At 41.1% G+C, this 24,423-nt stretch carries 20 protein-coding genes and 4 pseudogenes; 22 read left to right on the top strand and 2 right to left on the bottom strand.

All coding sequences use genetic code 11. The features are described from left to right. Positions 1 to 418: 418 nt before the first annotated feature. From aroC to HXT20_RS04715, 18 genes and pseudogenes are all read left to right on the top strand, one after another. On the top strand, positions 419 to 1,606 hold the full coding sequence (aroC, locus tag HXT20_RS04800) for a chorismate synthase (RefSeq protein ID WP_285070166.1): 1,188 nt from the start codon (positions 419 to 421) through the stop codon (positions 1,604 to 1,606). Continuing rightward, positions 1,603 to 3,345 carry a bifunctional shikimate kinase/3-dehydroquinate synthase gene (locus tag HXT20_RS04795; protein ID WP_422114273.1) on the top strand — a complete coding sequence of 581 codons (1,743 nt, stop codon included), beginning with the start codon at positions 1,603 to 1,605 and terminating at the stop codon, positions 3,343 to 3,345. Before aroC ends, HXT20_RS04795 begins: the two co-directional genes overlap by 4 nt. 3 nt (positions 3,346 to 3,348) lie before the next feature. After that, the gene (gene aroQ / locus HXT20_RS04790) at positions 3,349 to 3,816 is read left to right on the top strand and encodes a type II 3-dehydroquinate dehydratase (protein WP_004113352.1); all 468 of its coding nucleotides are present in this window, start codon (positions 3,349 to 3,351) and stop codon (positions 3,814 to 3,816) included. A 60-nt stretch (positions 3,817 to 3,876) separates the two neighbouring features. Next, positions 3,877 to 5,544: a CTP synthase gene (locus HXT20_RS04785; RefSeq protein WP_004114673.1), complete on the top strand. Its 1,668-nt coding sequence runs from the start codon at positions 3,877 to 3,879 to the stop codon at positions 5,542 to 5,544. Between the two features lie 544 nt (positions 5,545 to 6,088). Further along, the gene (locus HXT20_RS04780) at positions 6,089 to 7,720 is read left to right on the top strand and encodes a peptide ABC transporter substrate-binding protein (RefSeq protein ID WP_004113349.1); all 1,632 of its coding nucleotides are present in this window, start codon (positions 6,089 to 6,091) and stop codon (positions 7,718 to 7,720) included. Between the two features lie 232 nt (positions 7,721 to 7,952). After that, the gene (locus HXT20_RS04775; protein WP_004113346.1) at positions 7,953 to 8,879 is read left to right on the top strand and encodes an ABC transporter permease; all 927 of its coding nucleotides are present in this window, start codon (positions 7,953 to 7,955) and stop codon (positions 8,877 to 8,879) included. A 12-nt stretch (positions 8,880 to 8,891) separates the two neighbouring features. Then, the gene (locus HXT20_RS04770) at positions 8,892 to 9,881 is read left to right on the top strand and encodes an ABC transporter permease (protein WP_180372322.1); all 990 of its coding nucleotides are present in this window, start codon (positions 8,892 to 8,894) and stop codon (positions 9,879 to 9,881) included. A gap of 23 nt (positions 9,882 to 9,904) precedes the next feature. Beyond that, a complete protein-coding gene (locus tag HXT20_RS04765) occupies positions 9,905 to 11,932 on the top strand; it encodes a dipeptide ABC transporter ATP-binding protein (RefSeq protein ID WP_004113343.1) in 2,028 nt (675 codons plus the stop codon). 149 nt (positions 11,933 to 12,081) lie between these two features. Beyond that, complete coding sequence (locus HXT20_RS04760; protein WP_004113341.1) at positions 12,082 to 12,945, top strand: exodeoxyribonuclease III; 864 nt, start codon at positions 12,082 to 12,084, stop codon at positions 12,943 to 12,945. A 123-nt stretch (positions 12,946 to 13,068) separates the two neighbouring features. After that, positions 13,069 to 13,875 carry a DUF3710 domain-containing protein gene (locus HXT20_RS04755; RefSeq protein WP_004114681.1) on the top strand — a complete coding sequence of 269 codons (807 nt, stop codon included), beginning with the start codon at positions 13,069 to 13,071 and terminating at the stop codon, positions 13,873 to 13,875. 56 nt (positions 13,876 to 13,931) lie between these two features. Further along, the gene (locus tag HXT20_RS04750; RefSeq protein ID WP_014554438.1) at positions 13,932 to 14,705 is read left to right on the top strand and encodes a DUF3159 domain-containing protein; all 774 of its coding nucleotides are present in this window, start codon (positions 13,932 to 13,934) and stop codon (positions 14,703 to 14,705) included. Positions 14,706 to 14,760: 55 nt separating this feature from the next. Continuing rightward, the gene (locus tag HXT20_RS04745) at positions 14,761 to 16,188 is read left to right on the top strand and encodes a class I SAM-dependent RNA methyltransferase (RefSeq protein WP_004117453.1); all 1,428 of its coding nucleotides are present in this window, start codon (positions 14,761 to 14,763) and stop codon (positions 16,186 to 16,188) included. A 399-nt stretch (positions 16,189 to 16,587) separates the two neighbouring features. Then, on the top strand, positions 16,588 to 17,058 hold the full coding sequence (locus tag HXT20_RS04740) for a GNAT family N-acetyltransferase (protein ID WP_020759498.1): 471 nt from the start codon (positions 16,588 to 16,590) through the stop codon (positions 17,056 to 17,058). A gap of 195 nt (positions 17,059 to 17,253) precedes the next feature. Then, the gene (locus HXT20_RS04735; RefSeq protein ID WP_004574894.1) at positions 17,254 to 17,871 is read left to right on the top strand and encodes an SAP domain-containing protein; all 618 of its coding nucleotides are present in this window, start codon (positions 17,254 to 17,256) and stop codon (positions 17,869 to 17,871) included. A 178-nt stretch (positions 17,872 to 18,049) separates the two neighbouring features. After that, positions 18,050 to 18,556 (top strand): annotated as a pseudogene (locus tag HXT20_RS04730) (conjugal transfer protein); the annotation flags it as partial. 313 nt (positions 18,557 to 18,869) lie between these two features. Continuing rightward, positions 18,870 to 18,917 (top strand): annotated as a pseudogene (locus HXT20_RS04725) (hypothetical protein); the annotation flags it as partial. Between the two features lie 15 nt (positions 18,918 to 18,932). Continuing rightward, on the top strand, positions 18,933 to 20,852 hold the full coding sequence (gene tet(M) / locus HXT20_RS04720) for a tetracycline resistance ribosomal protection protein Tet(M) (RefSeq protein WP_000691736.1): 1,920 nt from the start codon (positions 18,933 to 18,935) through the stop codon (positions 20,850 to 20,852). A 118-nt stretch (positions 20,853 to 20,970) separates the two neighbouring features. Continuing rightward, complete coding sequence (locus HXT20_RS04715) at positions 20,971 to 21,138, top strand: cysteine-rich KTR domain-containing protein (RefSeq protein WP_000336323.1); 168 nt, start codon at positions 20,971 to 20,973, stop codon at positions 21,136 to 21,138. A gap of 59 nt (positions 21,139 to 21,197) precedes the next feature. Here HXT20_RS04715 and HXT20_RS04710 read toward each other — a convergent pair. After that, positions 21,198 to 21,344 (bottom strand): annotated as a pseudogene (locus HXT20_RS04710) (XRE family transcriptional regulator); the annotation flags it as partial. A gap of 88 nt (positions 21,345 to 21,432) precedes the next feature. Then, positions 21,433 to 21,955: pseudogene (locus tag HXT20_RS04705) on the bottom strand (transposase); the annotation flags it as partial. Between the two features lie 45 nt (positions 21,956 to 22,000). Between HXT20_RS04705 and HXT20_RS04700 the strand changes: the two are divergent. The 4 genes from HXT20_RS04700 to HXT20_RS04685 all read left to right on the top strand — a co-directional run bounded on the left by HXT20_RS04700 (position 22,001) and on the right by HXT20_RS04685 (position 24,367). Next, on the top strand, positions 22,001 to 22,450 hold the full coding sequence (locus tag HXT20_RS04700) for a hypothetical protein (protein WP_422114272.1): 450 nt from the start codon (positions 22,001 to 22,003) through the stop codon (positions 22,448 to 22,450). Between the two features lie 56 nt (positions 22,451 to 22,506). Beyond that, positions 22,507 to 22,989, top strand: a complete 483-nt coding sequence (locus HXT20_RS04695; RefSeq protein WP_422114271.1) for a restriction endonuclease subunit S — start codon at positions 22,507 to 22,509, stop codon at positions 22,987 to 22,989. 408 nt (positions 22,990 to 23,397) lie between these two features. Further along, on the top strand, positions 23,398 to 23,991 hold the full coding sequence (locus tag HXT20_RS04690) for a DUF4097 family beta strand repeat-containing protein (protein ID WP_004111245.1): 594 nt from the start codon (positions 23,398 to 23,400) through the stop codon (positions 23,989 to 23,991). A gap of 91 nt (positions 23,992 to 24,082) precedes the next feature. Next, entirely contained in the window at positions 24,083 to 24,367 is a 285-nt protein-coding gene (locus tag HXT20_RS04685; RefSeq protein ID WP_004114737.1) for a hypothetical protein, read from the top strand. Positions 24,368 to 24,423 lie beyond the last annotated feature (56 nt).

Here is a 24,423-nt window from a genome sequence, read left to right as displayed (position 1 = left end):
ATGAAAACTACGCAATTGTTCAAGCACGTAAGAGGGCTGGGTGATTCTTGGTCGAACAGTATAAGAGCGGCAGCCGATACCAAATAATCCAAATGATCAACCACTACAAACAAACTTCAACCCAAAAACAAAATCAAAACCAAATCGGAACAACCGCAACTCTAGACTACACGTAATAGGCGGAGCGTTGTGAGACAAGAATTACCCAGCCCTCGCGCAACGCTAAATAGGAAAGCATGCAACAAATTTTACTCAATGTGGTTAAAGGCTTTTTGCGATTTATTTCATAGATTATTAGCAATACTTAGTTGTTAGTAAAATAAAGAATTTAGAATCTAGTATTGATTTAAAATAAAGTACAGTATTAAGTGCAAGAAGTATAACAATAAATATAACGCACAACGCGATTGGAGAAGGCATGCTTAGATGGCAAACGGCAGGGGAGTCGCATGGTGAAGCACTGGTGGCAATGATTGAAGGCGTGCCAGCAGGAGTTAAGATTACTAGCGCAGACATTGTTTCTGCTCTTGCGCGTAGACGACTTGGATATGGTCGCGGAGCGCGAATGAAGTTTGAGCAAGACAAAGTGCGTTTGCTTACAGGCGTTCGCCACGGTGTTACTCTTGGGTCTCCAATTGCTATAGAAATCGCAAATAGTGAGTGGCCAAAATGGGTGGAAGTGATGAGCGCGGATCCTTTGGATCATGAGCTTGAGCGAACTGGTAGAAATGCTATTTTAAGCCGCCCTCGCCCAGGGCATGCGGATTTAACGGGCATGCGAAAGTATGGTTTTAGTGATGCTCGCGAGGTTTTGGAGCGTTCGAGCGCTAGGGAAACGGCTTCCCGCGTGGCTTTAGGCGCTGTAGCTGATGCGTTTTTGCACCAAGCGTTGGGTGTGCGAACAGTTGCGCATGTTATTGGAATTGGCGGCGAATATATAAACAAAAGTTTACCCCTACCAACTCCAGACGATGTTGATGCGTTGGATGCTTCGCCAGTTCGTACTCTAGATAAAGATGCCGAAGCTCGCATGGTTGCTCGTATTGATGAAGCAAAAGCAAATGCAGATACGCTTGGCGGCGTAGTAGAGGTTTTGGCATACGGCATGCCTGCTGGAGTTGGAACGTATGTAGAGTCGGATCGCCGTTTGGATGCGGCACTGGCTGCGGCGCTTATGGGAATCCAAGCTATTAAAGGCGTGGAGATTGGAGACGGTTTCGAAGAAGCAAATCGCCCTGGCTCGGTTGCTCACGACGAGATCGTAACAGGCGAAGATGGCAAAATCACGCGCCTTAGCAATCGTGCTGGAGGAATTGAAGGCGGAATGTCAAATGGAGAGACAATTCGCGTGCGCGCTGCAATGAAGCCGATTCCGTCCATTCCTCGCGCTTTGCGAACGGTAGATGTGCTTACTGGCCAGCCAGCGCAGGCAATTAATCAGCGCTCCGATTTTACGGCAGTCCCAGCTGCTTCCGTAGTTGCAGAGGCAATGGTTCGATTAACGCTTGCAAAGTATGCGTTAGAAAAGTTCGGCGGAGATTCACTAGAAGAAACCGCTAGAAATGCTAGAAATTACGTTCAATCTTGGAAAGAGCATATGAGATGAGCGAAGAAGATTCCTTGCATGATTCCTTGCCAGATTCGCTTAGATATTCTTTGAAAGACATTTCGCAAGATGTATCGCAAACTCAAATGCCGTTAGCCGTTATAATCGGCATGCCTGCAGCTGGAAAAACGCGTGTTGGCAAGGAATTAGCGCATATTTTGAATGTTCCTTTTATAGATACAGACGATTTAATTGAGCAAAAAATCAATATGCCGATTGCTCAATATTTTAAGGATTTTGGCGAAGAGTCTTTTAGAGATATTGAAACTCAAATTGTTAGAGATGCTATTTTCCCAGATTTTGAGCAATCCGCCCCAATAGTCGCCCTAGGTGGCGGTGCTCCAATGCGTAAGGAGACGCAAGATGTCTTAAGAAAATATACAAAGCTAGGCGGTCGTGTTGTGTATTTGCAAGTAAATGCAAGTGATGCAATTGAGCGCGTAAGCTGGAATTCTAATCGTCCTATGTTAAGCGGCGAAGATGGCGCAAAACGATGGATGGATTTGTTTGATAAGCGTGATCCTGTGTTTTGCAAAGTGGCGAATTTACACGCTCGCGTTTACGGATTAACGCCAAAACCTGCCGCAAGAAAGGTAAAAGATATGATTATGCAACGAATCGTTCATGTAGATGGTAAAGGTATTGAAGATTACGATGTTCATATTGGCGCAGGCGCTATGAGTCTTTTACCTCAAATGCTTGGAAAACAGCCTGTTCGAGTAGCTTTAATTCACACTCAGCCTGTTCAAAGACATAGCGATAAAGCAAGATCTATTTTGCGCGCATCTGGCTACGATGTTTTCGATATTCTTATTCCAGACGCAGAGGCTGGTAAAACTGTTAAGGTTGCGGATTTTGTGTGGTCGCGCCTTGCAAACGCTGGTTTTACGCGTTCAGATGCGATTGTTGGTTTGGGTGGTGGAGCAGCTACGGATTTAGCTGGATTTGTTGCTTCTACTTGGATGCGTGGAATCCGCTACGTAAATTGCCCGACTTCGCTTCTTGCAATGGTAGACGCTTCGACTGGAGGAAAAACTGGTGTAAATACTGCAGCTGGCAAGAATTTGGTTGGTAGTTTTTACACTCCTGTTGGCGTTTTGGCAGATACTTGCGCGTTTTCTACTCTTCCTAACGATATTTTTGTTGAAGGACTTGGAGAAGTTGCAAAATCAGGGTTTATTGGCGATTCTAGCATCTTAAAAATTCTGGAAAATCCTCAAAATGCTAGCAAGTTGCGCTCTGTTGATGGTCCTTCTATTTTAGACGATGCAGATTTAAATAATATGGTTTGCGATCTAATAGAAAAAAGCGTGCGCGTTAAGGCATACCACGTTTCTAACGACTTAAAAGAACAAGGTTTGCGCGAGTTTTTGAATTATGGGCATACTTTAGGGCATGCGATTGAGCAAATCGAGCATTTTTCTTGGCGTCATGGAAACGCGGTTGCTGTTGGAATGGTTTTTGCGGCGAGCCTTGCGCAAATTTTGGGCTATTTAAGTCCAGAAGACGTTGAGTATCATCGCTCGCTTTTAAAATCACTTGGATTGCCAATATCTTGGAATGGCGGCGGCAATAATGACGATGCTTTTGCTAAGGTTCTTGACTTGATGCATAAAGATAAAAAAGCTAGAGGCAACACCTTACGATTTGTTGTTTTAGACGGGATTGGAAACCCGATTCACTTAGATAATCCGCCGCTGGAGGCGATTCGCGAAGCGTTTAATAAGATTAGAGGTTAGAAAATGGTAGATGCAGAAAACACTATAAACATCCGTAAAGTTTTAGTAGTAAATGGCCCAAATTTGGGGCGATTAGGCGTTCGCCAGCCAGACGTTTATGGCAGTCAAGATTTTAAAACGTTGTGCGCGCTTTGCAAAAAGTGGGCACAAGAGCTTAATTTACAAGTGGAAGTTCGCCAAAGCGACGACGAAGCGCAAATGGTTCATTGGATGCACGAAGCTGCTGATACTCATACGCCAGTAGTTATGAATCCTGCTGCTTTTACGCACTACAGTTATGCGCTCGCGGATGCTGCGCACATGGTTTTAGATGCTGGAGTGCCACTAATGGAAGTGCATATTTCTAATCCTTCTGCCCGCGATTCTTTCCGGAAAATAAGCGTGATTAGTCCTGTTGCAACTGGAACTATTACAGGCATGGGACTGTATGGATATAAGCTTGCGCTCGAGGCTGTTGCTCATTTGATTTGACTTTGATTTGACTTTTCAATTATTCTTCCGAGTCGAGGCTCGAAGATACTATGGAGTTCCATGGTTAGAAGAAAACATGGTAACTCTCAGGAGCATATTACAAAGCATATTTTTGTCACTGGTGGCGTTGTTTCGTCCCTCGGAAAAGGTCTTACTGCATCTTCATTAGGCAGACTTTTGCGTAGTCGTGGTCTTCACGTTTTACAACAAAAACTCGATCCTTATATCAATGTTGACCCGGGTACAATGAACCCATTCCAACATGGTGAGGTTTACGTTACAGAAGACGGCGCAGAAACAGATCTTGATATTGGTCATTACGAGCGATTCCTCGATGTTTTCTTAAGTCAAAAAGCGAATGTTACAACTGGTCAGATTTATCAGTCTGTGCTTCGTAAGGAGCGTGCTGGCGAATATTTGGGTCAGTGCGTGCAGGTTATTCCGCATATTACTGGCGAAATTAAGTCGCGTATGCGCGCGCAGGCTAGCGACGATGTAGACGTGATTATTACGGAAATCGGCGGTACTGTTGGAGATATTGAGTCCCAGCCATTTTTGGAGGCTGCTCGCGAAGTTCGTCGCGATTTAGGTCCTGAAAACTGCATGTTTGTGCACGTTTCTTTGGTGCCTTATATAGCCGCAGCTCACGAATTAAAGACTAAGCCAACTCAGCATTCTGTGATGATGCTCCGATCTCTTGGCATTTCTCCAGACGCGCTTGTTTTGCGTTCGGATCGTCCGCTTAATCAAGGCATTAAAGACAAAATTTCGCTTATGTGCGATGTTGACGCTGAAGGCGTTGTGAACTGCGTTGACGCTCCAAGCATTTACGATGTGCCGAAAATTTTGTTCAACGAGGGCTTGGATGCTTACGTTGTGCGTGAGCTTGAGCTTCCATTCCACGATGTTGATTGGAACGAGTGGGAAGATTTGCTTGAGCGCGTGCATCATCCAAAGCATGAGCTAAACATTGCAATTGTTGGCAAGTACATTGATTTGCCAGATGCATATCTTTCTGTTACTGAGGCTATTAAAGCTGGCGGTTTTGCAAACTGGGCTAAGGTTAACGTGCGCTGGGTTGCTGCCGACAAGTGCGAAACTCAAGAAGGTGCGGCGGCGGCTCTTGACCAAATGGATGGCATGGTTATTCCAGGCGGCTTCGGAATTCGCGGTATTGAAGGTAAGATTGGCGCTTTGCGTTACGCTCGCGAGCATGGTTTGCCAACGCTTGGTCTTTGCCTTGGCTTGCAATCTATGGTTATTGAGTACGCTCGTCACGTTCTCGGTCTTGAGGATGCTAATTCCACTGAGTTCGAGAAGGATTGTGGCGATCCAGTAATCGCAACTATGGAAGAGCAGAAGGATATTGTGGACGGTAAGGGAGATATGGGTCACACAATGCGACTCGGCTCTTATCCTGCTCTTCTTGAAGAAGGCTCTATTGTTGCTGAGCTTTACGGTACTACGCATGTTACTGAGCGTCACCGTCACCGTTATGAAGTGAACGTGGCGTATAAAGATCGTTTGCGCGAAGCCGGCTTGCGTATTAGCGGTCAAAGCCCAGATGGTAATTTGACTGAGTTTGTGGAGCTTCCAAAGGAAGTTCACCCATTCTATGTGGCAACTCAGGCTCATCCAGAGTTTAAGTCTCGACCAACTAAGCCTCATCCACTGTTTGCTGGTTTAGTGGCGGCTGCTCTTGAACATCAGGCTAGCGAGGCTGAGTAGTATTTACCAATAGGTGAAAAATATAATAAAAATATTTTAAAAATAATTTCAATATTCATTTGATTTTATTTATTAAGTGGTGTAGAGTCGTACGTTTGGGTGCGAATTTACACCACTTTTATTTTGATTAATATTTGAATATCTTGTTGCATATTTTGCATCGTTTAACATAATTGTTACATATTTCTAGTGCAAATTTACATTTTTGTAATATCTATACAAATGTAAAAGACTTGGCAAAATATCATCTAAAATACGATTTAATCTAATATTTTTCTATTATAATAGTTGTTTTTATGATTTATAGACAAAATAACAGTAAATTTTACATTTAGACTTTTAGCTTGCGTTGTTTAATAAAATCCGTATGATTGAATTTTAATCAACGAAGAGGCCTCCTTATTGGCTTTGCAAAGAATCCATCTGGCAATAAATACTAGGTGGATTTTATTTATTAAGCCTGTAAAAGCCTGTAAAGCTTGTAATGAGACTTTTTCGTGATATTTAATTGAATCCTGCCATACCCAACGTTAGGAGAAAACATATGAAGAATAAGGCATTACTTTTTGCCGCAGCTGCGTGCTCGGTTGCTATGCTGCTAGGTGGATGCGGTTCTTCTGCCTCGAAGACCGCTCAAACAAATGGTGGCAAGGTTGTTATTACTGTAAACGACTCCGAGCCTCAGAACGAGCTTGTTCCAGGAAACATTAACGAGAATGCTGGTGCTCGTCCTGCTGTATTGGTCAACTCCACGTTGGTCACTTTTGATGAAAAGGGCAACACGGTAAACGAAGATGCCGAGAGCGTAACTCCAAACGCCGATGCGACCCAATACACTGTTAAGCTTAAAAAAGATAAGAAGTTCAGCGATGGCACTCCAATCACCGCAGAAAGCTTTACTAAGGCTTGGAGCTTTGTAGCAAACGCTAAGAATGCTCAGAAGTGCTCTTCCTTCTTCCAGACCATTAAGGGCTACGAAGACTTGCAGAAGAATGATACTAAGGGCGACGAGCAGCTTTCTGGCTTAAAGGTTGTAGATAAGTACACCTTTACTGTTGATTTGAACCAGCCAGATTCTGTGTTTGCTGTTAAGGTTGGTTACCTTGCATTCGCCCCTCTTCCAGAGTCCTTCTACAAGAATCCAAAGGCTTACGGCGAAAAGCCAGTTTCTTCTGGACCATACTTGTTTAAGTCTTGGGATCACAACAAGCAGATCGAAGTTGTAAAGAACCCAGATTACGATGGCCCACGCAAGGCTCAGAATGACGGCGTTACCTTTAAGATTTACACCGACGGCACCGCTGCTTACCGCGATGTTCAGTCTGGCAATCTTGATATGACGGATAATATTCCAGATACCGAAACAAAGACTTTCCAAAAGGACACCACTGTTAAGGCATACAACCGTCCAGGTTCCGTAATCCAGCAGTTCGGTATTCCTGCAAAATTGCCACACTTCGATGTAACTACCGAAGAAGGCCGCTTGCGTCGTCAAGCTGTTTCTATGGCAATCGATCGCGAAACCATCATCAAGAAGGTTCTTAACAGTACAGCATCTCCTGCAAACGAGTTCACTTCTCCTTTGACTCCAGGCTACAAGGCAGATCTTAAGGGACACGAAAACCTTAAGTTTAATGCCGCAAAGGCTAAGGAACTTTGGGCAAAGGCAGATAAGATCTCTAAGTATGATGGTCCTCTTACCTTTACTTACAACGCCGATGGCAACGCTAAGTCTGTGTTCGACGCAGTTGTAAACTCCCTTAAGAATCATCTTGGAATTAATGCTGAAACCACTCCAGTTCCAACATTCCAAGAGTTCCGTAACGCATGCGAACAGCGTCAGATTAAAGGTGCATGGCGTGCAGGCTGGATGCCAGATTACCCAAGCCCAGAAAACTACTTGACTCAGGAATTTGCTTCCGTTGCTGCAGATGGCAATGGTTCTAACGAAGCTGATTACAAGAATCCTAAGTTCGATGCTTTGCTTAAGAAGGCTTCTTCTTCTAAGCAAGCTGAGGCAACTAAGCTTTATCAGCAAGCTAACGAGATTCTTCTTGAGGATCTTCCATACGTACCACTGTTCTACTCGAACGCTAAGGCTGTTATGGTTCCAAGCTTGAAGGGCTTTGTAATGGATTGGCAGAATATGCCACTTTACTACAAGCTCCACAAGTAAAGATCAAAATCAAGTAGCTATTAATATCAAGTAGCTATTAAAAAATAAACCATAATTTAATAGCATGTAAAAACGTGCTGCTGCCTTCGAATGGCGAATAAAATTACAAAATTCTATCCGCTGTTCGAGGCAGCACTTTGTGTTTTTACTTAGGTTGGGTTAAATCAATATGCAAGCCACAAGTTGGGTGTGTGCTATGCGAATTTTTAAGTAAATATATAAGGAGAAACCAATGGGTAAATACGTTCTGCGTCGCGTTTTGCAGATGATTCCTGTGGTTCTCGGCACAACATTGTTGGTATACGCTTTGGTGTTTGCTTTGCCTGGAGATCCAGTAAAAGCAATGTTTGGAGATAAGCCAATTAACCATGCTGTAGAAGCGCAAATTCGTGCCGAGTATAACTTGGATAAGCCATTTATTATTCAATATTTGTTGTTCTTAAAGAATGCGCTTACTCTTGATTTTGGACATACTTTTGCTGGTCAGCCAGTAATTGACGAAATTGGTCGCGCATTCCCAGTAACCATTAAGCTTGCGTTGATGGCGTTTGCCTTTGAAGCCTTGTTCGGCGTAGCTTTCGGCATAATCTCTGGCTTAAAGAAAGGAAAGTGGTACGACAGTGTAATCCTGGTTGTATCACTTCTTCTTATTTCTGTGCCAACATTTGTTACTGGCTTTATTGGACAATACGTGTTTGGTGTTAAGTGGCATATTATGCCTGTTACAGCAAGCAATGATCCTGGATTCTATGATCTTCTTCTTCCTGCGATAGTTCTTGGATCCGTGTCAATGGCGTATATTATTCGACTTACAAGGTCGGAAATTTCGTCAAACATATCGCTTGATTACGTGCGCACGGCTCGCGCAAAGGGCTTAAAAGAAGGCTCCGTTATTGTTCGACACATTTTGCGTAACTCGCTTATTCCTGTTGTTACATTCTTAGGTCAAGATTTGGGCGCTCTTATGGGCGGCGCAATGATTTCGGAAACAATCTTCAACATTCATGGCGTTGGATTCCTTACGTATCAGGGAATACTAAAAGGAGAAGGAAACCTTGTTGTTTCTATAGTTACGCTTCTTATGTTGATATTTGTAGTCAGCAATCTTCTTGTTGACATGTTGTACGCGGCTCTAGATCCGCGCATTCGCTACGCGTAAGGAGAGCACATTATGGAAGATAATTTGATGGAAGATAATTTGATTACAAATAATGCAAATTACAACACATTGCCAGGTCAGGAACGCTATGTTGCTCCTCTTGACGATACGCCTCTTCAAGAAGTTGATTCTGTAGACGAATCTGCTCCAGCTACAAGCATGTGGGCTGATGCTTGGAGATCTTTGCGCAGAAATCCATTGTTTATTGTTTCTGCAATTTTGATTATTGCAATTATTTTTGTTGCGCTCTTCCCAGGCGCTCTCACAAAGCACAATCCTAATTACTGTGTTTTGGAGCATTCGCTTGAGCCAGCTTCTGCTGCACATCCGTTTGGATTCGACATGCAAGGATGCGATATTTACGCTCGAGTTGTATATGGAACACGTACATCTTTAAGCGTTGGCTTGCTCGCAACGGCTTTAGTGGTGTTAGTTGGTTCGCTAATTGGAGCTTTGGCTGGATTCTTTGGCGGATGGATTGATGCGGTTCTTAGCCGAATCACCGATATCTTCCTGGCTCTACCAATGCTGTTGGGTGCAATCGTAGTTTTGCAAATGTTCCGCACATCTAAGTCGATTTGGAAAATCGTGTTTGTTATGGTTCTCTTTGGATGGGTAGGCGTTGCTCGAATCGCAAGAAGTGCCGTTATGGAATCCAAGAATCTTGAGTTTAATACGGCTTCTACAGCTTTAGGTTCAACTCCAATGCGTAATCTTTTCCGTCATATTATTCCAAACTCGCTGGCCCCAATCATTGTTGTAGGAACAACATCCCTTGGTTCTTACATTGTTTTGGAAGCAACACTTAGCTTCCTTGGTATTGGTTTGCCAACTACGACCGTTAGCTGGGGTGTAGATATTTCTACCGCTAGGAATGTTCTTACTACAAATCCAGAAGTTTTGTTCTATCCGTCTATTGCGCTCGCTATTACTGTTCTCGCCTTTATTATGATGGGCGACGCCGTAAAAGATGCGTTGGATCCAAAGAGCCGTAAGGCGTAAGTTAGCGTGGAGGAATAGTGATTATGAACACAGCAACACGTAAAAATGTAGATACCCTTGCAATGCAACGTGAGCAGGGTCCTTTGCTGGAAGTTAAAAATCTTCAAGTTGACTTTACAACGGATTCTAAAAAAGCCGTACACGCTGTTCGCGATGCGAGCTTCAACGTTTACCCAGGTCAATGGGTTGCAATCGTGGGTGAATCTGGTTCTGGAAAGTCAACTTCTGCAATGGCGGTTTTAGGCTTGCTTCCAGGAACAGGTCACGTTACGGGTGGTTCTATTAAGCTTAAAGGTCAAGAAATAAGTAATCTAAAGCCTAAAGATTATGCGGCTTTGCGCGGTACAGCAATGGGATTGGTTCCGCAAGACCCTATGAGCAACCTTAATCCTGTTTGGCGAATTGGAACTCAAGTTAAAGAGGCTCTTCTTGCAAATGGCGTTGACGTTAGTCATGAGAAGCGCTCCGCACTTGCAGAAGCTTTAGCAGGAGACGCTGTAGAAGTCAAAAGCAATGAAGATGAAATCTTCCTTGGCTCTAAAGAACTGAGCGCATTATTGGACGCTGCAAAGCAAGCTTTGGCGCAGGTTGGTCTTAGTGAGCAAACAAATGCCGAAAAGTTTAATGAAGCTATGGAATACTACAAAAAAGAGTGGGTTCCAGGTTCCGAAACTCGTTGGCGCGTTGCAGACGATTTAATCAAGTATGGCGTAGACGACGACAAAGCTTGGGAAATCGCAAAAAAGTATGTTATTGGAGCAAGTGTTGAAGACCGCATTGCTGGTTTGCTTGATGAAGCTGGTTTGCCAGATGCAGCAACTCGCGCAAGGCAATTCCCACACGAGTTTTCCGGCGGTATGCGTCAGCGCGCGTTAATTGCTATCGGTTTGGCTTGCAGACCAGATTTGCTGATTGCAGACGAGCCAACTTCCGCACTCGACGTTACTGTGCAAAAGCGCATTCTGGACCATTTGCATACTCTTACAGATTCTCTAGGCACTTCCGTTCTGTTCATTACTCACGATTTAGGTTTGGCTGCAGCTCGTGCTCAGCACGTTGTTGTTATGTATAAGGGTCGCGTTGTTGAATCTGGTCCATCTTTGGACGTTTTGCAGCATCCTCAGCATCCTTATACTAAGCGACTTGTTGCTGCCGCTCCAAGTCTTGCTTCTCAACGAATCATTTCTGTTAAGGAGCATGGTGGTAACGCGGATAATTTGCTTGAGCATCACGTAGTAGGCGAGCAAGCTCTTGAAAAGAGCGAGCATATTATTACAGTCGATCACTTAACCCGAGAGTTTAAGCTTCCGCGCAAGAAGGAGCTTTTCAAGGCTGTTGACGATGTTTCGTTCTCGATTAAGCGCGGAACAACGTTGGCAATCGTGGGTGAGTCTGGTTCTGGTAAGTCTACTGTTGCAAACATGGTTTTGCGACTTCTAAATCCAACAAGTGGAACAGTTACTTACGAAGGCAAGAATATTGCTGATTTCAAGGGTGCTGATTTGCTTGACTTCCGTCGACATGTGCAGCCAGTATTCCAAAATCCTTATGGTTCGCTAGACCCAATGTATTCGATTTATCGTTCTATTGAAGAGCCTTTGCGAATTCATAAGATTGGCGATAAAAAGAGTAGACAGAATCGTGTGCGCGAGCTTTTGGACATGGTTCGTATGCCTGCTTCTGTTATGACTCGCTTCCCGAACGAGCTTTCTGGTGGTCAGCGTCAGCGCATTGCGATTGCGCGTGCTATGGCATTGGATCCGGATGTAATCGTTTGCGACGAAGCTGTGTCTGCTTTGGATGTGCTTGTGCAAGATCAGGTTTTGCATTTGCTTAACGATTTGCAAGCGGAGCGAGGATTAAGCTACTTGTTCATCACTCACGATTTGGCTGTTGTTCGTCAGATTGCGGACGAGGTTGTTGTTATGCAACATGGCAAACTTGTTGAGCATGCTACAACCGACGAAGTGTTTGATCATCCTCAAAAGGAGTACACTCGCGATCTTCTCGATGCAATTCCAGGTGGAAATTTGGAACTTGGCTTGGATTAGTCGCAAGCTGGTTTATGGGCCTTAAAACTAGTGTCTTATAAACTATAAATTTAAAATAAATTTAAATTTAAAATAAAGGTGTAGGAGTCAAAACTTCTGCACCTTTATTTTTGCGTACTTTGTGTTGTGTGCATATTAGAGTGGAACTTATGATTACAATTACGACTTCAAATTTGAATGGGATTCGTGCGGCTTGGCGCAAGGGGATGCTCGATTGGGTTCAAGATCACACGCCAGATGTGTGGTGTATGCAAGAGGTTCGCGCTCCGCAAGATGCGATTGATCCGATTATGAGTAAAATCAAGGATTTGTATACGTCTAAAAGTGGTGAATCTGGTCAAAATGACAGGCGATTTTCTGTTACAAATCAGATTTGTGAAATAAAAGGTAGAGCTGGTGTGGCGCTTGTAACGACTTTGCCAGTTGTAGAGCAGCGTTACGGTTTGCCTGGTTTAAGTGAAGACGTTGATTCTGGGCGATGGGTAGAAACCGACGTACATACTCCGCAAGGGTATGATATTACTGTTGCATCTGTGTATGTTCACGCTGGAAACGTTGATGATCCACAGAAAATGCAGCAAAAATTCCGCTTTCTAGATACTATGTTAAAGCGATTAGGGGAACTTAGAGATATTGCTGCAAGTGGCGGAAATCAGGCGATTTTATGCGGTGATTTTAATATTGCACACACGCCTCTTGACATTAAAAACGCTAAAGCGAATGAGAAAAGTGCTGGATTTTTGCCAGAGGAACGCGCTTATATTGATCGTTGGATTAACGAGTATGAATTTGTGGACGTTATGCGTATGCTTGCTGGCGATATTCAAGGACCATACACTTGGTGGAGTCAACGAGGTAAAGCTTTTGATAATAACGTTGGATGGAGATTAGACTATCAGTTTGCAACACCTGAAATTGCAGAAACTGCATGCGGATTCGTAATTGATCGTGCTCAAAGCTACGATTCTCGCTGGTCTGACCATGCTGCTTTAAACATAAAATATAATGTGTGATTTTGCTTTGCTTGTGATAGGCTGGTGAAGTTGAGTAAAAATAGCCATTAGAAATATGTAAAGTATTCATCGAAAAATGGCAATTAGAGCTTATTAAGAAGAATCCATTAGAAAAGAGGAGCCATGGGATGGTTTAAATCCAAGCGCAAGTCGAAAGCTGCCAAAGATGATGCTGAGAATCTTGCAGAATTTCAATCCCAAAATTCCGCTCTAAGCGATCTGACTGCAGGCGGATATGATGCAGACACGTACTTAGGACGCGGAAGTCTTAGAGGTCCATGGGACATGTCTGATGAGAAACTACCTAATTTAGGTACTTATGTTGATTTCGGCTCCATATATATACCATATTTACAAGGTATAGAGTTGCGAGTAAAAAAGCAGCGTGAAACTGGTCAAGTTCTTGGCATAACTGTTACATATAAATCTTCTAGCATTGAGGTTGAAGCATTTGCAGCTCCTAAAACAGAAGGAATATGGAGTGAAGTTCGTGCGGATTTGCTTAAGGGAAACTCTAATGCTAGGGAAGCGAATGGAGTTTTTGGCAAGGAACTCATACTTCCAGTCAAGGTTGACGATAAGACAGTGGAAACTAGAATTGTTGGTGTGGATGGTCCGCGTTGGATGCTTCGCGGAGTGTTTTCTGGGAGTGCTGCTTTAGAGTCGCAAAAAACAAGCGAAGAGACTGTGCTTCTTAACAAGTGGTTTAGTGATATTGTTATAGACCGCGGAACAGAGCCACTTGCTCCTAGAGATATGATTCCAATGCACGATTTGGTTGCTCCAAGTAATGCAGGTAAAGATGGTTCTGCTGGTTCTGACGATTCTGAAGAAAATCTAGGTCGTCCAAAGGGTCCACTTGGTGCAGATCAGCAAGTAGAAGTCAAAACCACGCTAACTCGTGGACCAATGTTTTCTGAAATCAGATAGTTAAGAGTCGATAGTTAAGAGTCGATAGTAAAAGTCAGGCAGCAAAGGATATTGTCTTGGAAAAAGATTCGCGCGGCAAAAAACGCTCAGGATTAGCCTCTTTGGCTTCTATTGGATCTGAAGGAAACACGTTTTCTGTTATTGACTCCCTTGGAGGAGTTCGAGGCGTAATTGAATCCATGCTGCCAGGCTTGCTGTTTGTTATTTGCTTTGTTGTAACGCGAAACGTACAAACAACGGTTATTGCGTCTGCAGCTCTTGCAGTTTTGCAAGTTGTAGCTAGACTTATTCAACGCCAGTCGATTATGGGTGCTCTAAGTGGGTTGGTTTCTGTAGGGATTTGCCTTATTTGGGTGTGGACGAGTCATCAAGCTCGCGACTACTACATGATGGGCTTTATTACAAACGCTGTGTATGGTGCGCTTCTTGCGATTTCTCTGATTGTGCGCGTGCCAGCGCTTGGGCTTGTGATTGAATCGATTCGCAAAATGCCTACGGAAAATTTTGGCTCGTGGCTGCACAAATGGCTTGATTATAAGCCGCTTAAGCGAGCGTATATGTATGTTACTGGATTGTGGATTGGTGTTTTTGCGCTTAGGCTTGTTTTGCAAGTGCCGCTGTATTTGGCGAATAACGTTGTCTGGCTCGGTACAGTTCGATTGCTTATGGGATTGCCATTCTGGGCGCTCGCAATTTGGGTTTCTTACTTGATTATTGCAACGCCGTTTATGCGTCTTCATCATAAAAATCGCGAAGAAAATTATCGTGAAGAAAATCAAATTGACGAAGATCAAAACGATGTAAATTCAAGTGAAGTAAAATCAGCTTAACAAAAATCAGCGTTAGAGAATCGGCTTAACAAAACGCAAAACTAAGGGGTAGTTTATGCAAGTGACGATGCGAATCGAGCGATATGCGGATCAAGGAAGATGCGTAGGTCATCTTGACGGACGCGTTGTATTCGTGCGATTTGCGCTACCTGGTGAGCTGGTTGTTGTGCGCATGGATGAGCCAATGCGTGCAAAAGCGCACTTTTTCACTGGAGAAGTTGTAGAAGTTTTGGAGCCTAGCGCGGATCGTGTGGAGCCGCAATGGAAACTCGCTGGTCCTTTGGCTCAGGGTGGCGGAGTTGGTGGCGCGGATTTAATTCATGTTTCTTTGCCTGGGCAGATTCGTTGGAAGGCGTCCGTAATTGCCAATCAATTCCAGCGTTTAGCGCATATGGATGTTGCGGATAGCGATATTACTGTTGAGCGCATGCCGGGGGATGAGGAGCTTAACGGGTTTAATTGGCGTACGCGCATGGAGTTGGTTGCGGATGATGAAGGGCGATTGTCTATGCGTAAGCGCGAGTCGCATGATCGCATTGCGATTGATACTATGCCACTTGCGTCGCGCGCGGTTTTGGCTGTTGCGGATTCTTTGGACTTGTGGAATCGTTCTTTCTCGCCAAATGCGCAAATTCGTCTTGCTGTTCCAGAGCCTAGAGTTGATGGTTTTGATTTTAATGATAAGGCTGCGCTTCTTAGTGCGATTGGCGAAAATTATGCGCTTATAGTAAATGATGAGTTGGTTGCAGGATCGGCATTGTTGAGTGAGCGTGTACGCGTTGCTGTTGATGGAGATTCATCGCGTATGCGTACTTTTGATTACGATGTTGACGCCCGCGGTTTTTGGCAGATTCATCGCGCAGCTCCAGAGCATTTGGTGAACTACGTTTTGGGATTAGTTCGTTCTGCGCTTGGTGGTCGTACTAAGAATACGGTTTTGTGGGATTTGTATTCTGGATCGGGTTTGTTTACGATTCCGCTTGCGACTTTGGCTAATGTTGGAGGAGATTCTTCTAGTGCTGTGGGTGCTCTTGGTACTACTGGCACTTTTGGTTCTGCAGAGCCAGCGCGCGTGCTTAGTATTGAGGGTGCGCCGATTGCTGTAAAGAACGCAAGGCGAAACATTGGGCGCGCAGGGCTTAGCAGAGATATTGTTGAAGCGCTTGAAGGGGATGTTGCGCAAACGCTTGAATCGCAGGTGTTTAAGGCGAGTAAATCGTCTAAAATTGTGCGCCGATTTGCGCATCCAGATGTTGTTGTGTTGGATCCTCCGCGCGCTGGTGCTAAAGCTCAAGTTTGTAAGCAGATTGCGAAGTCTGGAGCAAGAGCTGTTGTGTACGTTGCCTGCGATCCGACTAGTCTTGCTCGCGATGTCGGCACGTTTAGAGAGCTTGGATACAGCGTTCAGTCTTTGCGCGCGTTCGACTTATATCCGGAAACTCATCACGTCGAGAGTGTTGTATTGATGTCAAAGGCTGATTAGGTGGGTGCAAGTTTGCCTTTGTGTAGCAGGGGTTAGCGAGGGCTATCGTTAAAAGGTTTAATGCGTGGCGGCTTTAAGCTGGGTTCTTGTGGTTTTTGAGCGTGATTTTGCTGTATGAGGGAACATGTCGACGCTTTAGGGTCGAGTGCACAGGATGTTAACGTTAAAAAGTGCACACACTTTGCACCCAGCTGGTGAAGTGGGGAATGTCAATCAACGTTGAAGCTCTAACCCTGCTATCGCGCGATTAGCAAAGCTAATCGATGCGAAGCAGAGGTAGGTCTCATGTCAAGAATCTCCAAGAGAAGCGACCGAATAGGAAGCTTCGATTGGAAAGATTCGACGGCGGAGGCTCTAGTATTGATGACAAGAATAAATTAGAGTTTGTGGAGGACTGGATTGAATATAAAAGTAAAAGAAATTGAGAATAAACTAGAAAAGGAATCTGTATCTAGAGAAGTATTGTATGATCTTCAAGAATGGTTTGGAATGCCAGAAAGTACAGAAGAATATATTCAAGATTCACAGGAAAAGCCTTTTCTTGCTTGTTATATTAATGATAAACTTGTTGGGTTTATTGTGTTAAACGCAACCAGCAAGGATTGTGCAGAGATTTTTGTGATGGGTATAAAAAAGAAATTCCATAGAATGGGAGTTGGCTCGGTACTTAACAAAGCATACGAAGCTATGGCAAGGAAGATGGGTTACACGTACTCACAGGTAAAAACTGTTCAGATGGGACACTACAAAGAATATGATATTACAAATCATTTTTATATCGCGATGGGATATAAAGAATTGGAATGTTTTCCAACTTTATGGTATGAGTGGAATCCGTGTCAAATATATATTAAATATCTAGGAGTGTGAGAACTCTAAGTTTATTTGCTTGAAACCTTTTAACGATAGGCAGAGATAATTGTTAAAAGGTTCATGGATATGTTTCTGCATACGAACATGTCGATAAGACATACCTAGTGTTTACTCGTTTAATGTGAAAGCTGCGGCGGAGGCTCTAGTATTGATGACAAACGAATAGAAAAAAAGAGAATTGAGGGAAAGTGTATGTTAGAAAGTAGACCTGAATTTAAAGATATAAAATCATTTGAAGAATTCAACAAATATTATTGGTATCGAGAGGAGTTATCAAAAGTTTGTAAGTCTCTTGGATTAGAATATAGAGGAACAAAAAAGGAACTGAATTATATTATAGAAGAATATTTTAAGGGAAATAAAATAAAAAAATCTTCAAGGAATAAAAATAAAAAGATAACTGATAATATAACATTAAATACTCCATTACTAGAATGTGGATTTTCATTCAATCAAAAATTTAGAGACTATTTTTCAGAGCAAACTGGAATTAAGCCATTTAAATTTAATGCGAATATGGCAGAAGCTTGGCGAAAAGTAAAAAGAAAGAACGACAAAAATTTTACAATTAAAAATATGCTTGATGTATATAATGGAGACTCTGATTACGCAAAATATGATAATACTACTAACCAATGGAACCAGTTTGTAAAAGATTTTAACTTAGATGAACGTAGTGATAAATTTTCTAATAAGATGAAAGTTGCTGCAATTCTTTGGAACGAAGTGAGAGAATCTAACCAAAGTAAAGTATATTCAAAAGAGCTTTTAAGCAAATATGCAGATAAAATAAAAGGATATTGTAAATGAGTAAATTCTACATTATATAATGTGCATTATATATCAAAAATATAAAACTAGATATGTTTCCAAATACGTACTAGTATAAAAAACCTATGATATGTTTACCAATACGAGGAAAACATTAAAAAAAGTCAATGATATGTTCGCGAAAACGAAAAAATGAACTTTTTATCCATAGTGTTGACTCCAGGCAACTGGCGACAATGAGTTTAATGTAACCTACAGTGTAGACCAGCTCATTACAGAGGGAGAAAATACAAAGACCGTCCACTCTGCTTATATAGTGAGTGTCTATGTAGATGGTTCTGGAAATATGGTACTGGTTAAGAATCCGACCATTACCAACATACCTAAGAAATCAAGTTATAAACCAAAAGCCATTGAAAGTGAGGGGACGGTTGATTCCATTACAACCAATGAAATCAATGAGTTTTTAACGACGTTCTTCAAGCTCTATCCTACAGCGACAGCCAGTGAACTTTCCTACTATGTGAATGACGGGATATTAAAACCAATCGGAAAAGAGTACATCTTTCAAGAACTGGTAAATCCTATTCACAATCGTAAGGATAATCAAGTCACGGTATCGCTGACAGTGGAGTATATCGACCAGCAGACCAAAGCAACGCAGGTATCTCAATTTGATTTGGTACTTGAAAAGAACGGGAGTAATTGGAAGATTATAGAATAACAAATATTGGTACATTATTACAGCTATTTTGTAATCACGTACTCTCTTTGATAAAAAATTGGAGATTCCTTTACAAATATGCTCTTACGTGCTATTATTTAAGTATCTATTTAAAAGGAGTTAATAAATATGCGGCAAGGTATTCTTAAATAAACTGTCAATTTGATAGTGGGAACAAATAATTGGATGTCCTTTTTTAGGAGGGCTTAGTTTTTTGTACCCAGTTTAAGAATACCTTTATCATGTGATTCTAAAGTATCCAGAGAATATCTGTATGCTTTGTATACCTATGGTTATGCATAAAAATCCCAGTGATAAAAGTATTTATCACTGGGATTTTTATGCCCTTTTGGGTTTTTGAATGGAGGAAAATCACATGAAAATTATTAATATTGGAGTTTTAGCTCATGTTGATGCAGGAAAAACTACCTTAACAGAAAGCTTATTATATAACAGTGGAGCGATTACAGAATTAGGAAGCGTGGACAAAGGTACAACGAGGACGGATAATACGCTTTTAGAACGTCAGAGAGGAATTACAATTCAGACAGGAATAACCTCTTTTCAGTGGGAAAATACGAAGGTGAACATCATAGACACGCCAGGACATATGGATTTCTTAGCAGAAGTATATCGTTCATTATCAGTTTTAGATGGGGCAATTCTACTGATTTCTGCAAAAGATGGCGTACAAGCACAAACTCGTATATTATTTCATGCACTTAGGAAAATGGGGATTCCCACAATCTTTTTTATCAATAAGATTGACCAAAATGGAATTGATTTATCAACGGTTTATCAGGATATTAAAGAGAAACTTTCTGCCGAAATTGTAATCAAACAGAAGGTAGAACTGTATCCTAATATGTGTGTGACGAACTTTACCGAATCTGAACAATGGGATACGGTAATAGAGGGAAACGATGACCTTTTAGAGAAATATATGTCCGGTAAATCATTAGAAGCATTGGAACTCGAACAAGAGGAAAGCATAAGATTTCAGAATTGTTCTCTGTTCCCTCTTTATCATGGAAGTGCAAAAAGTAATATAGGGATTGATAACCTTATAGAAGTGATTACGAATAAATTTTATTCATCAACACATCGAGGTCCGTCTGAACTTTGCGGAAATGTTTTCAAAATTGAATATACAAAAAAAAGACAACGTCTTGCATATATACGCCTTTATAGTGGAGTACTACATTTACGAGATTCGGTTAGAGTATCAGAAAAAGAAAAAATAAAAGTTACAGAAATGTATACTTCAATAAATGGTGAATTATGTAAGATTGATAGAGCTTATTCTGGAGAAATTGTTATTTTGCAAAATGAGTTTTTGAAGTTAAATAGTGTTCTTGGAGATACAAAACTATTGCCACAGAGAAAAAAGATTGAAAATCCGCACCCTCTACTACAAACAACTGTTGAACCGAGTAAACCTGAACAGAGAGAAATGTTGCTTGATGCCCTTTTGGAAATCTCAGATAGTGATCCGCTTCTACGATATTACGTGGATTCTACGACACATGAAATTATACTTTCTTTCTTAGGGAAAGTACAAATGGAAGTGATTAGTGCACTGTTGCAAGAAAAGTATCATGTGGAGATAGAACTAAAAGAGCCTACAGTCATTTATATGGAGAGACCGTTAAAAAATGCAGAATATACCATTCACATCGAAGTGCCGCCAAATCCTTTCTGGGCTTCCATTGGTTTATCTGTATCACCGCTTCCGTTGGGAAGTGGAATGCAGTATGAGAGCTCGGTTTCTCTTGGATACTTAAATCAATCATTTCAAAATGCAGTTATGGAAGGGATACGCTATGGTTGCGAACAAGGATTATATGGTTGGAATGTGACGGACTGTAAAATCTGTTTTAAGTATGGCTTATACTATAGCCCTGTTAGTACCCCAGCAGATTTTCGGATGCTTGCTCCTATTGTATTGGAACAAGTCTTAAAAAAAGCTGGAACAGAATTGTTAGAGCCATATCTTAGTTTTAAAATTTATGCGCCACAGGAATATCTTTCACGAGCATACAACGATGCTCCTAAATATTGTGCGAACATCGTAGACACTCAATTGAAAAATAATGAGGTCATTCTTAGTGGAGAAATCCCTGCTCGGTGTATTCAAGAATATCGTAGTGATTTAACTTTCTTTACAAATGGACGTAGTGTTTGTTTAACAGAGTTAAAAGGGTACCATGTTACTACCGGTGAACCTGTTTGCCAGCCCCGTCGTCCAAATAGTCGGATAGATAAAGTACGATATATGTTCAATAAAATAACTTAGTGTATTTTATGTTGTTATATAAATATGGTTTCTTGTTAAATAAGATGAAATATTTTTTAATAAAGATTTGAATTAAAGTGTAAAGGAGGAGATAGTTATTATAAACTACAAGTGGATATTGTGTCCTGTATGTGGAAATAAAACACGATTAAAGATAAGGGAAGATACTGAATTAAAAAAATTCCCCCTCTATTGTCCGAAATGCAGACAAGAAAATTTAATTGAAATAAAGCAGTTCAAAGTAACTGTGATTACAGAGCCAGACGCAAAGACGCAGAGCCGATAAAATGAGATTAATACAATCTCATTTTATCGGCTCTTTCCGTTATGTATGGATTCTTTTAATTAGTCTTCGATGTTTCTTGCTTCGTTGATACCGCTGGCTAAAGATTCCATTAAGGATAGTTCTTTGTCTGTAAAGCTATCCATGTATTTCTCTATCTGTAATCGTCGGGTGCTTTTTACCAAGTTATTAGCAGGTAAGAAAAATTCGGCAGTGTCAAGAATTTTGTGTAAACTCCACTAGTTGTCAATCAAGCTATCAATCCAATAATATTTGCTTTTCTACGAAAAGCAAATATTATTGGATTTCGAATTTTTCGTGCAGGTCATAAGACGCTAATCCAAATCCTCTATGAATTCTTTCTTTAGATAATTCATTTTGTTCAATACAAAATACTCCTAGATAACGATTTAAACTATCCTCTGCTGGAAACTGTTCCTTTGCTTTTAATCGTTTTTTTTTTTAGTTGCTTATTGAGACTTTCAATTAAATTAGTCGTATAAATACTTTGACGAATTTGTTTAGGGAAGTCAAAAAAGACTAATAAATCGTCATAAACTGAATCAATACTTGCACAGACTTTAGGATAACGTTTGTGTATGTTTTCTAGAAATTCGTTTAATTTTTTCTCTGCATCTTCTTTATTGTTTGATTGATAAACTTTCTTAAGTGAATCTACTAATTCTCTTTTATCTTCAACTCTTACCTTCTTTTGTAATTGTCGGATTAAATGAACCCAACAAGTTTGATATTTTGCGTTAGGAAACACGCTTAAAAGAGCAGTCTTAACCCCACTAAGTCCATCGGGTATGTAAAATATTTTGATGATGCTCATCTTATACCTGGAAATTCTCTTGCGGTTGGAATGATTAGTATGCAATTTCATTATATGCAACATGATTTTTACGCAGGTCAATTCACAAAAACTCTTATTCCAAAGTTTAGGGGATTTAATGAAAATCTCGCTATGTATTTTATAGCCATCTTAAATAAACATAGTGAATATTATCAGAGTTATCTCGTTAGACATTTCAAAGAAAAAATAAGCGAAACAGTTGTTGAGCTTCCCGTCATCGAACACTCCGACCTTAACCACGAATATACTGTAGATGACATTGACTGGCAGTATATGGAAGATCGCATCAAGGAGCTGGAGGAAGATCGCATCAAGGAGCTGGATGCTTATCTAAAGGTAACTAACCTTGATGACTATGAGCTGACAGATGAAGATAAGAAAATACTCTCTCTCTCTCTAGAAAATCCGCATCTAACGAAAACGGCTCTTTGGAAACTGATTGCGAAAATGGGACACTAAGGTTTAAGAAATTTAAAGTAGTTGACATTTTTGAAGTAAAAAACACGAAATGTTTTATGAAAAATGATTTGATACTTAATAGTGGTAATACACCATATATTACTGCAAGTGATAGAAATAATTCTGTTATGTCATATATTGCATGCAGTGAAGAACAACTTGATAAAGGGCACTGTATCTTTATTGGCGGAAAAACGCTGACATTTAGCTATCAGGATCAAGATTTTGTTTCAAATGATAGCCATAATCTCGTTTTATATCCTAAGTATTTAAAAATATTTTCAAAATATGTTTATATGTATATGATTGATTCTTTGCAAAAATCGTTGAAGTCTAAATATTATTGGGGGGATTCAATATCTAATAGGAAAATTCAAAAAGATACATTTACGCTTCCAGTAACTCCTGATGGTGAACCTGATTTTGACTATATGGAACGCTACATTCGAGCCATTGAAAAGTTAACTATTGCAGACGTTGTGAAGTATAAAGACAAGGTTATTGATACAGCCAAAAAGCTGGTAAATTGCCAATCTTAAACCTTTTAACGATAGCCTTTTCCTATCGTTAAAAAGTGCACCCACTATCCATAGTGTGCACTCAAAAAAGTGTAGCTATACTTGGAGTTCTCTCAATCCACGTGGAGACTGTCGTATTGATGTCAAAGGCTTAATAGGTGGGTGCAAATTTGCCCTTGTGTAGCAGGGTTTAGCGAGGGCTATCGTTAAAAGGTTTAATGCGAAGCAGCTTTAAGCTGGCTTGGCGTGGTTTTTGAGCGCGGTTTGGCTGTTTGAGGAAACATGTCGACGGTGTAGGGTTGAGTGCACAGGATGGATAACGTTAAAAAGTGCACCCACTTTGCACCCAGCTGGTGAAGTGGGAAAATATAGCTCAAAAGGTAAAATGAAACCTGATTATTAGTATGTGCACGAGGAGGTGCTTAAGGAATGGATAATAAGAAGTTTATCGCAGAGACGAAAGATGTTCGTTTAACGGTGAAACGTGCTGATACCTTTGGTGTGAGCTTTGTTAACTGTGAACAAGATATATTGAGGGTTGAGGAAGCGCAAAATGTTATAAGGCTTATTCAAACTAAAAAAGTCTCAGCTTCGAATTGGGTGAGGTGGCTTACTCAGGGTATGCCTGAAATTGTTGTGAGTTTGCCACATGATGTGGAAGTTTGTGAGGTTGAATCTGATTCTAATCAAGTGCTCATCACGGATATTGAGATTGGTAAGCTTTATGTAGAAGTGAACAATGGCAAGGTAGAAGTTGTTAATTTGAAAGCGGATGATGTCTTTCTTAAATGTTATAATGGGTTGGCTTCAGCAACAAACGTAGAAGTAACTCATGTTTGTACGCTTGATACGTTAAATGGCATGAGTATTTTAGAAGGAACAATCACCAAGGATGCAAGCCTTGAAGTAGATTGTGAGAATGGTGTCACCGAGGTTTCAGATAAGAAGAAGGTAAATTGTAAAAACGATGGATTTGCGCATTACATGGTGCACTGTCTTAATGGGAAAGCTATTGCGAAGTAGCAGACATATAGATCAAAAAAGAAGCAATAAAACTTGATATAAGTTGGAATTAGAGCGTATATAGACATACCGATAAAGGAGGAAGCCGTATATGCTCTATGTAAAATTTGATGATTTCGAAGATGTTAGCGTCATGGGAAATGAGAAAGATCATGGAATGTTTATTCCGATTAAGGATGGGAATGTGTATGCTGAGTGCGAACGGTGCGGTGTAGTTGAAAGGATCACCTCACCATGCGAATTCATTGCTAGCACATTTAGGTCAAGAGTGAACTTCAATGAAGGTTATGAACTTTGCGAGAAGTGCTTGCAAGAGGTTGAGTTTGTTACTGTCGCTTTGAGAACTGGAAAATTACCTAATCGAGAATTGAAATGACTGAAAAGCAAAGCAGTGATAACCGTAGTAATACATGAAAAACTAAACGTTAAAAG

Source organism: Gardnerella sp. DNF00109, assembly GCF_049262845.1.
Classification (GTDB): Bacteria; Actinomycetota; Actinomycetes; order Actinomycetales; family Bifidobacteriaceae; genus Bifidobacterium; species Bifidobacterium vaginale.
This window is presented reverse-complemented; position numbering and strand designations above follow the sequence as displayed.

Coding starts and splice junctions, on each gene's coding strand:
- HXT20_RS04735 (WP_004574894.1), top strand. CDS start 17,254: ATGTTAGAAAGTAGACCTGAATTTAAAGATATAAAATCATTTGAAGAA.
- HXT20_RS04690 (WP_004111245.1), top strand. CDS start 23,398: ATGGATAATAAGAAGTTTATCGCAGAGACGAAAGATGTTCGTTTAACG.
- HXT20_RS04770 (WP_180372322.1), top strand. CDS start 8,892: ATGGAAGATAATTTGATGGAAGATAATTTGATTACAAATAATGCAAAT.
- aroQ (WP_004113352.1), top strand. CDS start 3,349: ATGGTAGATGCAGAAAACACTATAAACATCCGTAAAGTTTTAGTAGTA.
- HXT20_RS04795 (WP_422114273.1), top strand. CDS start 1,603: ATGAGCGAAGAAGATTCCTTGCATGATTCCTTGCCAGATTCGCTTAGA.
- HXT20_RS04765 (WP_004113343.1), top strand. CDS start 9,905: ATGAACACAGCAACACGTAAAAATGTAGATACCCTTGCAATGCAACGT.
- HXT20_RS04785 (WP_004114673.1), top strand. CDS start 3,877: ATGGTTAGAAGAAAACATGGTAACTCTCAGGAGCATATTACAAAGCAT.
- HXT20_RS04780 (WP_004113349.1), top strand. CDS start 6,089: ATGAAGAATAAGGCATTACTTTTTGCCGCAGCTGCGTGCTCGGTTGCT.
- HXT20_RS04695 (WP_422114271.1), top strand. CDS start 22,507: ATGAAAAATGATTTGATACTTAATAGTGGTAATACACCATATATTACT.
- aroC (WP_285070166.1), top strand. CDS start 419: ATGCTTAGATGGCAAACGGCAGGGGAGTCGCATGGTGAAGCACTGGTG.
- HXT20_RS04685 (WP_004114737.1), top strand. CDS start 24,083: ATGCTCTATGTAAAATTTGATGATTTCGAAGATGTTAGCGTCATGGGA.
- HXT20_RS04755 (WP_004114681.1), top strand. CDS start 13,069: ATGGGATGGTTTAAATCCAAGCGCAAGTCGAAAGCTGCCAAAGATGAT.
- HXT20_RS04760 (WP_004113341.1), top strand. CDS start 12,082: ATGATTACAATTACGACTTCAAATTTGAATGGGATTCGTGCGGCTTGG.
- HXT20_RS04775 (WP_004113346.1), top strand. CDS start 7,953: ATGGGTAAATACGTTCTGCGTCGCGTTTTGCAGATGATTCCTGTGGTT.
- HXT20_RS04745 (WP_004117453.1), top strand. CDS start 14,761: ATGCAAGTGACGATGCGAATCGAGCGATATGCGGATCAAGGAAGATGC.
- HXT20_RS04700 (WP_422114272.1), top strand. CDS start 22,001: ATGATTAGTATGCAATTTCATTATATGCAACATGATTTTTACGCAGGT.